This is a genomic window from Rhodococcus sp. 7Tela_A2 (assembly GCF_049311045.1).
Classification (GTDB): domain Bacteria; phylum Actinomycetota; class Actinomycetes; order Mycobacteriales; family Mycobacteriaceae; genus Rhodococcus.
The window spans coordinates 1-10,231 of the sequence record NZ_JAXION010000139.1 but is presented as its reverse complement, the minus strand read 5'-3'; the positions used below and the strand labels follow the sequence as shown (position 1 = coordinate 10,231).

Sequence of the window (10,231 nt, the reverse complement as noted above, 5' to 3'; positions counted from 1 at the left end):
GGGCATGGGGCAATGGGGGGCCTACGGCTACGCCCAGGAGGGCTGGACGGCCGAGCGCATCATCGCGCACTACTACGGCGGAACCACGCTCGGTTCGATCGACGACTCGATGATCGCTGTGCGCCTGACGGGGCAGGACGACCGCTCACTCGATGTGTATTCCGAGACCGGTCTCCGAGTTGCAGGACAACAACTGGCGCCCGGTGAGGCTGCCCATCTGGCCCCCACGCCCGGCGGCGGTGCGAACGTCGTCGTCACGACCGGGTGCAGCGGCGAAGTGCTCTGGCAGGCGGCGACCGATGTGCCCTGGGCAGATCCCGTCGACCTCGGCGAGGACCGCCCGGCGGAGGAACACCTCCGGTTGTGCGGGAGCGACACGCCGTATCGCGGAGCCCTCGGAGTGGTGCTCGACGGCGCGGCGCCCCGGACGGTGAACCGACTGCACGTCGAGGACTATCTCCGCAGTGTCGTCCCGGCCGAGGCACTTCCGGGCTGGGCCGACACCGGTGGCGCGGAAGCCCTCCGTGCGCAGGCCGTCGCGGCACGTTCCTACGCACTTGCCGAAAAGCGGAACGAACTCTGGCAGACCTGCGACTCGACCGACTGCCAGGTGTACACCGGATCGAACGCCGAGGACCCCCGTACCGACGACGGTGTCCGCAGCACGCGCGGCACCGTTCTGATGAAGGACGGCGCCGTCGTCCGGAGCGAGTTCTCGGCGTCGACCGGTGGATACAGTGCCGGAGGCGTCTTCCCGCCCGTCGAAGACGCGGGGGACAAGGTGGCACCGAACCGGGCCTGGGCCAAGACCCTGTCGGCCGGGGAGATCGGCTCCGCGTTCGGCGTGGGCGAACTCCAGGCGTTCGAAGTGCTTGCCCGCAACAACCTCGGCGCGGACGGTGGACGTGTCACCCGCGTGCGCGTCGTCGGCAGCGACCGCACCATCGAGACGACCGGCGCCGAAGCCCGCGCCAAACTGGGTCTGCGTTCGGACTGGTTCACGATCGCCGAAGGCGCAAATCTGCCGGCCCCGCCGACCACCCCGGCCGCGGAGCCCGGACCCGAAGTCGGTATCGATCCGTTCGGCAGCGGGAACGGCGCGTCGCCCATCGAAGCGAAATTCTTCGAACTCGGTGGTGTCGACGGTGTACTCGGCACGCCGGTCGGTCCGGAACTGATGCTGCCCGACGAACTGGGCAAGTTCCGCATCTTCACCGGTGGCGCCATCGTCTGGACGCCGGATCTCGGCACGCAGGTGATCGACGCCAGCTTCCTCGACGAGTGGCTGCCGGGTACGGGTAGTACCGAGTAGCCGGTACCGAGTAGCCGCCCGCGAAACGCCGGAAGGGGACGGACCTGATCAGGTCCGTCCCCTTCCGGCGTGTCCGAGGAGGGGGTTGACATTGACGCAACGTCAAGACGCACCCTGAAAAGTGCCGAAAGGAGGGCGAGATGCCACGCGAATGGTCGATCCAGGAACTGGCCCGGAGCGCGGGTGTCACCAGCCGCACGTTGCGGCACTACGGCGACGTCGGAGTGCTCGTCCCCTGTCGTACCGGCAGCAACGGGATGCGGTTCTACGACGCCGACGCGCTCGTCCGGTTGCAGCGCATCCTCCTGCTGCGGGACCTCGGTCTGGGTCTCCCGGCGATCCGGGAGGTCCTCGACGGGCACGACGACACGACGGCAGCGCTGCGGACGCACCTCGAACTGCTCGAGCACGAGCGGCGGCAACTCGAGAGGCGCATCGAAGCGGTGCGCAGCACGCTTGCGAAGACCGAAAAGGGAGAAGAGCTCATGGCAGACGAAGTGTTCGACGGTTTCGATCACACGCAGTACCGCGACGAGGTGATCGACCGATGGGGCAAGGACGCGTACGACAACAGTGACCGCTGGTGGCGCGGAATGGATGAGGGCGAACGCGGTGACTGGAAGAGCCGCGCCGCGCAACTGTCCGCGGACTGGACCGCAGCGGCCGAGGCCGGGCTGGACCCGGCCGGCCCGGAAGCCCTGGAGCTCGCTCGCCGTCACGTCGAGTGGCTGTCCTCGATTCCCGGCACTCCCGGATACGGCACCCCGGACGGCATCAGCCGGGAGTACGTGCTCGGCCTCGCCGACATGTACGTGGCCGACGAACGGTTCGCCGCGAACTACGGCGGACCTGCCGGTGCCGCGTTCGTGCGCGACACGCTGCACCGATACGTGTGAACGGAGCGTCCGGTCGGTCCGGTGACGGACCGAACCGGCGCGTTCGTACCCCGGTCGCTTACCCTGGTTCTCCGTGACTGCTGCATCAGCGCCCCAGCCCTCCACCGGTGAGTACGACCTGATCGTCGTCGGCTCCGGATTCTTCGGACTGACGATCGCAGAGCGGGCCGCCACGCAGCTCGGCAAGCGAGTTCTCGTCGTCGAGCGCCGCTACCATCTCGGCGGCAATGCGTACTCCGAACCCGAGCCCGAGACCGGCATCGAAATCCACAAGTACGGTGCCCATCTGTTCCACACGTCGAACAAGCGCGTGTGGGACTACGTCAACCAGTTCACCGACTTCACGGGCTACCAGCACCGCGTGTACGCGATGCACAAGGGCCAGGCCTACCAGTTCCCGATGGGGCTCGGCCTCGTCTCCCAGTTCTTCGGCCGCTACTTCACGCCGGACGAGGCGCGCGCCCTGATCAAGGAGCAGGCGTCGGAGATCGATTCCGCCGAGGCGAAGAACCTCGAGGAGAAGGCGATCTCCCTGATCGGCCGTCCGCTGTACGAGGCGTTCGTGCGCGACTACACCGCCAAGCAGTGGCAGACCGACCCGAAGGAACTGCCGGCGGGCAACATCGCCCGGCTCCCGGTCCGGTACACCTTCGACAACCGCTACTTCAACGACACGTACGAAGGGCTGCCGGTCGACGGCTACACCGCGTGGCTCGAAAACATGGCGAAGGACGACCGCATCGAGGTGCGGCTCGACACCGACTGGTTCGAGGTTCGCGACGAGATCCGGGCCGCGAGCCCCGATGCGCCCGTCGTCTACACCGGCCCGCTGGACCGCTATTTCGACGACGTCGAAGGCAAGCTCGGGTGGCGCACCCTCGACTTCGAAACCGAGGTCCTGCGCGACTGCGGCGACTTCCAGGGCACCCCGGTGATGAACTACAACGACGCCGACGTGCCGTACACCCGCATCCACGAGTTCCGGCACTTCCATCCCGAGCGCGAGACGTACCCGGCCGACAAGACGGTCATCATGCGTGAGTTCTCGCGCTTCGCGGGTGACGACGACGAGCCGTACTACCCGATCAACACCTCCGAGGACCGCGCGAAGCTCACCGCCTACCGCGAACTCGCGAAGAAGGAAGCAGCCGAGAACAACGTGCTGTTCGGCGGCCGCCTGGGGACCTACCAGTACCTCGACATGCACATGGCGATCGCCAGCGCGCTGTCGATGTTCGACAATGTCCTCGCGCCGCACTTCGAGTCGGGTGCCCCGATTGCGGGTGACGCGTCGTGAGCATCAGCGAACCGGGCCTGCTCGGTAAGACCCTTCTCCAGCGGATCATCCTGCCCCGGCCGGGTGAACCCCTCGACGTGCGCACCCTGTACCTCGAGGAGTCGCCGACGAACGCCCGTCGTGCGCACGCCACTTCCCGCACGACGCTGACAGTCGGCGCCGAGTCGGAGGTGTCGCTGTGCACCTATTTCAACGCGTTCCCGGCAAGCTACTGGCGGCGCTGGAGCACACTGCCGGCGGTGGTGCTGCGCCTCGAGCTGACCGGCCACGGCCGCATCGACATCTACCGCAGCAAGGCCGACGCGAGCCGCATCCACGTCACCGGCAGTGAGTTCTCCGGCGACAGGGTCGTCGTCGAACTCGAGACCGATCTCGGTCCGTTCGAGGACGGCGGCTGGATCTGGTTCGACATCACGACCGACACCGAGGTCACGCTGCACTCCGCGGGCTGGTACTCGCCGGTGGAGGCCGAAGGCCGCGCGTCCGTCGCTGTCGGTATCCCGACGTTCAACCGGCCCGCCGACTGTGTGAAGGCACTGCGGGCGCTCGCGTCCGACCCGCTGGTCATGGATGTCGTCGACGCCGTGATCATTCCGGACCAGGGCACCCGCAAGGTTCGTGACGAACCGGATTTCGCCGAGGCGGCCGCACCGTTCGGCGACCGGCTCGTCATCCACGACCAGGGCAACCTCGGTGGTTCCGGTGGTTACAGCCGCATCATGTACGAGGCGCTGAAGACCACCGACTCGCCGTTCATTCTGTTCATGGACGACGACATCGAGATCGAACCGGACTCGGTGCTGCGCGCGCTGGCATTGTCGCGCTTCGCGAAGAAGCCGATGCTCGTCGGCGGCCAGATGCTCAACCTGCAGGAACGTAGCCACCTGCACACCATGGGCGAGGTCATCAACCGGGCGAACTTCATGTGGAGTGCCGCTCCGAACGTGGAATACGACCACGACTTCGCGACCAAGCCGTTGCACGACCGCGAGAACTCGAAGCTGCTGCACCGGCGCATCGATGTCGACTTCAACGGCTGGTGGATGTGCATGATCCCGCGGGTCGTCGCGGAGGACATCGGGCAGCCACTGCCGTTGTTCATCAAGTGGGACGACGCCGAGTACGGGCTGCGCGCCCGCGCCGCCGGGTATCCGACGGTCACCATGCCCGGTGCCGCGATCTGGCACATGGCATGGAGCGACAAGGACGACGCCATCGACTGGCAGGCGTACTTCCACCTGCGCAACCGGCTGGTCGTCGCCGCGATGCACATGGACGGTGACTCCAAGGCCCTGGTGCTGGACACGGTCAAGGCCACGGTCAAGCACCTGGTGTGCCTCGAGTACTCCACGGTCGCGATCCAGAACAAGGCGATCGAAGACTTCCTGGCCGGCCCGGAGCAGCTCTTCGACCTGTTGCCCCGCGCCCTCGGTGAGGTGCACGCGCTGCGGAAGAACTTCTCCGACGCAGTGGTGCTGCCGTCGTCGACAGAGTTGCCGATGGCGTCGGGAGCCGAGGTCGGCGCGGTCGGAATCCCCGAAGGTGCGGCCGCGAAGGTCAAGCGTCTCGCCAAGGGTGTGCTGCACAATTTCCGTCCGGAGAACGCCGAGCACCACAACCGTCCCCAGCTCAACGTGCCCACGATCGATGCGCGCTGGTTCCTGCTGTCCCAGGTCGACGGTGTGACCGTCACCACCGCGGACGGCCGGGGCGTCGTCTACCGTAAGCGCGACCGAGCACAGGCTCAGGCCCTGCTGACCGAGGCGCTTCGCCTGCGCCGTGAACTTGCGCGCCGGTTCCCCGAAATGAAGAAGCGGTACCGGGACGCGGTTCCCGCCCTGACCAGCAAGGAGGAGTGGGAGCGTGTCTTCGGCGCCGGTAACTAGCGAGACGAATCCGGCCGAGTGCGCTCGCACAGGTCGTTGGAAGAGCACCGACACCGAGATACGGATCCTGCAGACCGTGCAGGCTGCCGTCGGCAGCACTCCGGGCGCCATCTCCGCTGCGCGCGGTCTGTCGCACTTCGGTGAGCACGCGCTCGGCTGGGTCGCCGTCGGCGGACTCGGAGCCGTGGTCGACCGCAAGCGCCGCCGTCAGTGGGCCGGCGTCGCCGTCGGTGCCGTTGGTGCGCACGCCGCCTCGATCGTCATCAAGCGGGTGGTGCGCCGTCGTCGGCCGTCCGACCCGTCGGTGCAGGTCAACGTGTCGACGCCGAGCAGGCTGAGTTTCCCGTCGTCGCACGCGACCTCCACGACCGCGGCTGCCGTGCTGCTCGCCCGAGTCACCGGGCTACCCTTTCCCGCGGTGCTCGTGCCGCCCATGCTGCTGTCGCGCCTCGTTCTCGGCGTGCACTATCCGACGGACGTCCTGGCCGGCGCGGCACTGGGTGCGGCGTCCGCCGCCGTCGTGGTGCGGGCAGAGAAGAAGTTTGGAGAGCGATGAGCGAGGAACCGGCCGCCGTCAAGGAGGCCCCGAAGACCCTGCCCGCGGGGATCGTCAAGGCGATGCGCCCGCGGCAGTGGGTGAAGAACGTCCTGGTGCTCGCGGCACCGATGGCTGCGGGATCGGTCACCCAGCTCGACGTGCTGTTGCCGGTCGCGCTCGCGTTCGTCGTGTTCTGCATGGCAGCGTCCGGCATCTACCTGGTCAACGACGCGCTCGACGTCGAAGCCGACCGTGCGCACCCCACGAAGCGTTTCCGGCCGATCGCCGCCGGCATCCTGCCGATACGACTCGCCTACATGATCGCGGTGGGCCTCCTGGTCGCTTCGATTCTGCTGTCGTTCCTCGCGAACTGGCAGCTCGCGGTGGTCATGGCCGTCTACATCGGCATCCAGCTCGCGTACTGCTTCGGGCTGAAGCATCAGGCCGTGCTCGACATCTGCATCGTCTCGTCGGGATTCCTGATCCGGGCGATCGCGGGCGGTGTCGCGGCGGAGATCCCGCTGTCGCAGTGGTTCCTGCTGATCATGGCGTTCGGATCGCTGTTCATGGCGGCAGGTAAGCGCTACGCCGAACTCCGTCTCGCGACCCGCACCGGAGCCAAGATCCGCAAGTCGCTCGAGTACTACACCGAGACCTACCTGCGGTTCGTGTGGACCGTGGCCGCGACCGCCGTCGTGATCTGCTACGGCCTGTGGGCGTTCGAGCAGGACAACCGCGCGGACTCGAACTGGTACGCCATCTCGATGGTGCCGTTCGTCGTCGCGATCCTCCGGTACGCGGTGGACGTGGACGGTGGCGAAGCCGGGGAGCCGGAAGAGATCGCTTTGAAGGACCGTGTGCTGCAGTTCCTCGCGGTTGCCTGGATCCTGGTGGTCGGCGGTGCTGTCTACCTCTTCTGACGTCGTGAACGACGTCGACGACAACGCGGCAGGCCGAGCGGGCACCAACCGACCCGGCCTGCCTCGCGGTGTCGCACGCGGAGTGTTCGCCGGGGGAGTGGCCCTCTCGGCACTCCTGATGTTCTGGGGCGCGTGGGACCGCCGGTGGATCGCCGACGACGGCCTGATCGTCCTCCGTACGGTGCGCAACCTGCTGGCCGGATACGGACCGGTCTTCAACGCCGGGGAACGTGTCGAGGCGAACACCTCCACGGCATGGACGTACATCGTCTACGGCGCCGGATGGCTCACCGGCATCCGCCTCGAGTACGTCGTACTCGGCCTCGCGCTGGTGCTCTCGACGACCGCGGTGGTCCTGGCGATGCTCGGCGCGGCGCGGTTGTACCGGTGGCGCATGCGTGCCGCGACCGGCACGGTTCTGCTGTTGCCCGCCGGTGTGCTCGTCTACATCGCGGTGCCGCCGGCCCGGGACTTCGCGACATCCGGACTCGAGACCTGCCTGGTGATCTGCTGGCTCGCGCTGGTGTGGCTGCTCATGGTCCGGTGGGCAACGCCCGATCCCGCCGGGAAGCGGCCTCTCCCGGGGACCGTGGGGATCCTGGGCACGGCGTTCGTCGCCGGGCTCGGTCCGCTGGTGCGCCCCGAATTGGCGATCGTCGCGGGTCTGACCCTCGCTCTGCTCTTCCTCGCGGACGGCCTGACCTGGCGGATCCGCGCTGCGATGGTCGCGGTCGCGGGTCTGGTGCCGGTGGTCTACCAGATCTGGCGAATGGGCTACTACGGCCTGCCGTACCCGAACACCGCGGTCTCCAAGGACGCGGGCGGCGCGAAGTGGACACAGGGCTTCGACTACCTCGGCAACCTGGTCGTGCCGTATCTGCTGTGGCTGCCGCTGTTGTTCCTCGTCGCGGTGACCGTCGCGGTGATGCGGTCCAGCGGTCGCGGTACCGGTGTTGCCGGCAACCGTGAAAGGTTCCTGTCGAAGGGAACCGACGTGCGCACCCTGCTGACGGCGGGACAACGAGTACTGCGCACGCCCACCGCCGTGGTCGTGCTGATGGTCCTGTCCGGTGTCCTGCTCCTGCTGTATTCACTGCGCGTGGGCGGCGACTTCATGCACGGCCGCGTGCTGCTCCCGCCCCTGTTCTGCCTGCTGCTGCCGGTAGCGGTGATCCCGCTCCGGGTTCCCGACCGGTCCGAACTCGGAAACAATCCCCGGACCCGCGTGGCCGGGGCGGTCGCGGTGCTCTGGGTCGGCACGGTGGTGTGGGCGCTGTTCGCGTCGAACACGACCGGCATGCCGGAGGGTGCGGTGGTCGGCCGATCGGGCATCGTCGACGAGCGGGCGTTCTACTCGCTCAACACCGGGCACCTCCACCCGATCCGCGCCGAGGACTACCTCGACTACCCGCGGATGCGCGCGATGGTCTCCACGATCGCCGAGACGCCGAACGGGGGCCTGCTGCTGCCCACGCCGTCGTACGACGCCTGGGACGTCGTCCCGCCCCCGGAACCCATTCCGCCGGGCGGAGCGGGGCACACGGTCTTTTTTCTGAACCTGGGCATGACGAGCATGAATGTCGGGCTGGATGTTCGGGTCGTCGACCAGATGGGCTTGGCCTATCCGCTCGCGGCACACACCGAACGGCTCGAAGACGGCCGGATCGGGCACGACAAGATCCTGTATCCGGACTGGGTGGTGGCCGAGTCGGGAGTGGTCGACGTCTATCCCTGGCTGCCGGGCTACCTCGACGAAGAGTGGGTGGCGATGGCCAAGCTCGCGCTCACGTGCCCCGAGACGCGTGAGTTGCTGGATTCGTCCGGTGCCGAGCTGACCTGGCCGCTGTTCAAGCGGAATCTGCGGAACGCATTCGAGTACGCGGGATACCGGATCGACCGGGTACCGGAGTACGAGATCCAGCGGTGCGACCTGCCGATGCCGTCCGCGGGTGGATGACCGAGTTGGCTTGAACTTCAGGTCTCGCTAGTATCACGGCATATTACGGTCGGATAACGGCGAGAACGGTCGCCGCGGCACGTCGGTCTGCGCAAGCCCACGACCTCAGAAATCGGGGTTTGTCAGAGATCACGCCGTCCTTTACAGTCTTGACCGCAGTGTGACTTGTGGCGACCGCCCGCCGGTCGTCGAACGCCGGGTATTCACGGGGGACGCGAACGCGGACGCCGCTGATCGAGAAAGTGAGCATTGTTCATGCGTTTTGTCCCCAGGTTGTCGCAGGGCCTTCGTCGGCGCCTGCTCGGCACCGCCGCCGTGGCGCTGGTATTGCCCGTTGCCGCCGGTGTTGCCGGAACCTCCGCGGCTGTCGCCGCACCGGCCCAGAGTGCACCGGTCTCGCACCGCGCACCGGCCGGAGGATTCGAAGAGGTCTTCGTCGATTCCGACATGGGCCCGATCAAGGTTCAGATCCAGTGGGCAGCCCGTGGCGGTGATGCGGCTCTCTACATGCTCGACGGATTGCGCGCCCGCGACGACGCCAACGCGTGGACCTTCGAGACGAATGCTCTCCAGCAGTTCGGCAACGACAACGTCAGCTTGGTCATGCCGGTCGGCGGCCAGGCGAGCTTCTACACCGACTGGTACTCGCCCAGCAATCTCAACAGCCAGGACATCACCTACAAGTGGGAGACGTTCCTGACCCAGCAGCTGCCCGACTACCTCGCCACCCGTGGCGTGTCGCGCAGCAACAACGGCATCCTCGGCCTGTCGATGGGTGGCTCGGCCGCTCTGACGCTGGCTGCCTACCACCGCGACCAGTTCAAGTTCGCGTCGTCGCTGTCGGGCTACCTGAACCTGTCGGCTCCCGGCATGCGTGAGGCCATCCGTATCGCGATGCTCGACGCCGGCCGCTTCAACGTCGACGCGATGTGGGGCCCGCCGTGGAGCCCGTCGTGGCTGCGCAACGACCCGTTCGTGTTCGCTCCGAAGCTCGAGGGCCTGTCCCTCTACATCTCCGCAGCGAGCGGCCTGCCCGGCCAGCACGACAACCCGGAGGGCTTCGTCGGCTTCTACAACACGGCGAACGCAATGGGCCTCGAGGCACTGTCGCTGGTCCAGACCCGCGCATTCCAGGTCAAGCTGGCCGCGCTCGGTATCCCCGCCACCTTCGAGTTCCCGTCGCGTGGCACCCACGCATGGAAGTACTGGGAAGACGAGCTGTGGAAGGCTCGCCCGCAGATCCTCGAGGCGCTCAACGCCTTCTGATCTCCCTAGAGATCCGGTAGCACTGCTCCTCACAGCGCCGCCCCCCCCCCCGCGGGGGGGGGGGGGGGGGCGAGACGGCCGGCGGCGCGCAGCCACGTCACCGCGTCGCTCAGCGCGACATATGCGCCCGTGACGGCAGCGGTGCGGGTTCCCCCGTCG

8 protein-coding genes and 1 pseudogene are annotated in these 10,231 nt (G+C 67.4%); 8 read left to right on the top strand and 1 reads right to left on the bottom strand.

The genetic code is table 11. The annotated features are described in order from the left end of the window. The 8 genes from TVH25_RS19045 to TVH25_RS19010 all read left to right on the top strand — a co-directional run. The coding region (locus TVH25_RS19045) for a SpoIID/LytB domain-containing protein (protein WP_422425210.1) at window positions 1-1,312 on the top strand (1,312 nt) is incomplete at its 5' end. A gap of 140 nt (window positions 1,313-1,452) precedes the next feature. Then, on the top strand, window positions 1,453-2,208 hold the full coding sequence (locus TVH25_RS19040; RefSeq protein WP_422425209.1) for a MerR family transcriptional regulator: 756 nt from the start codon (window positions 1,453-1,455) through the stop codon (window positions 2,206-2,208). A gap of 73 nt (window positions 2,209-2,281) precedes the next feature. Then, entirely contained in the window at window positions 2,282-3,505 is a 1,224-nt protein-coding gene (gene glf / locus TVH25_RS19035) for a UDP-galactopyranose mutase (protein ID WP_169620782.1), read from the top strand. Then, window positions 3,502-5,391, top strand: coding sequence for a glycosyltransferase (locus tag TVH25_RS19030; protein WP_422425208.1), 1,890 nt, complete (start codon window positions 3,502-3,504; stop codon window positions 5,389-5,391). Before glf ends, TVH25_RS19030 begins: the two co-directional genes overlap by 4 nt. A 58-nt stretch (window positions 5,392-5,449) precedes the next feature. Next, window positions 5,450-5,947, top strand: a complete 498-nt coding sequence (locus TVH25_RS19025; protein WP_169621057.1) for a phosphatase PAP2 family protein — start codon at window positions 5,450-5,452, stop codon at window positions 5,945-5,947. Then, entirely contained in the window at window positions 5,944-6,849 is a 906-nt protein-coding gene (locus TVH25_RS19020) for a decaprenyl-phosphate phosphoribosyltransferase (RefSeq protein WP_169652237.1), read from the top strand. Before TVH25_RS19025 ends, TVH25_RS19020 begins: the two co-directional genes overlap by 4 nt. A gap of 118 nt (window positions 6,850-6,967) precedes the next feature. Continuing rightward, window positions 6,968-8,806 (top strand): flagellar motor control protein ZomB, encoded by a 1,839-nt coding sequence (gene zomB, locus TVH25_RS19015; RefSeq protein WP_422425211.1) that lies wholly within the window; start codon window positions 6,968-6,970, stop codon window positions 8,804-8,806. A 255-nt stretch (window positions 8,807-9,061) separates the two neighbouring features. Then, on the top strand, window positions 9,062-10,072 hold the full coding sequence (locus TVH25_RS19010; protein WP_296550626.1) for an alpha/beta hydrolase: 1,011 nt from the start codon (window positions 9,062-9,064) through the stop codon (window positions 10,070-10,072). A gap of 56 nt (window positions 10,073-10,128) precedes the next feature. Here TVH25_RS19010 and rph read toward each other — a convergent pair. Then, window positions 10,129-10,231, bottom strand: a pseudogene (gene rph / locus TVH25_RS19005) (ribonuclease PH); the annotation flags it as partial.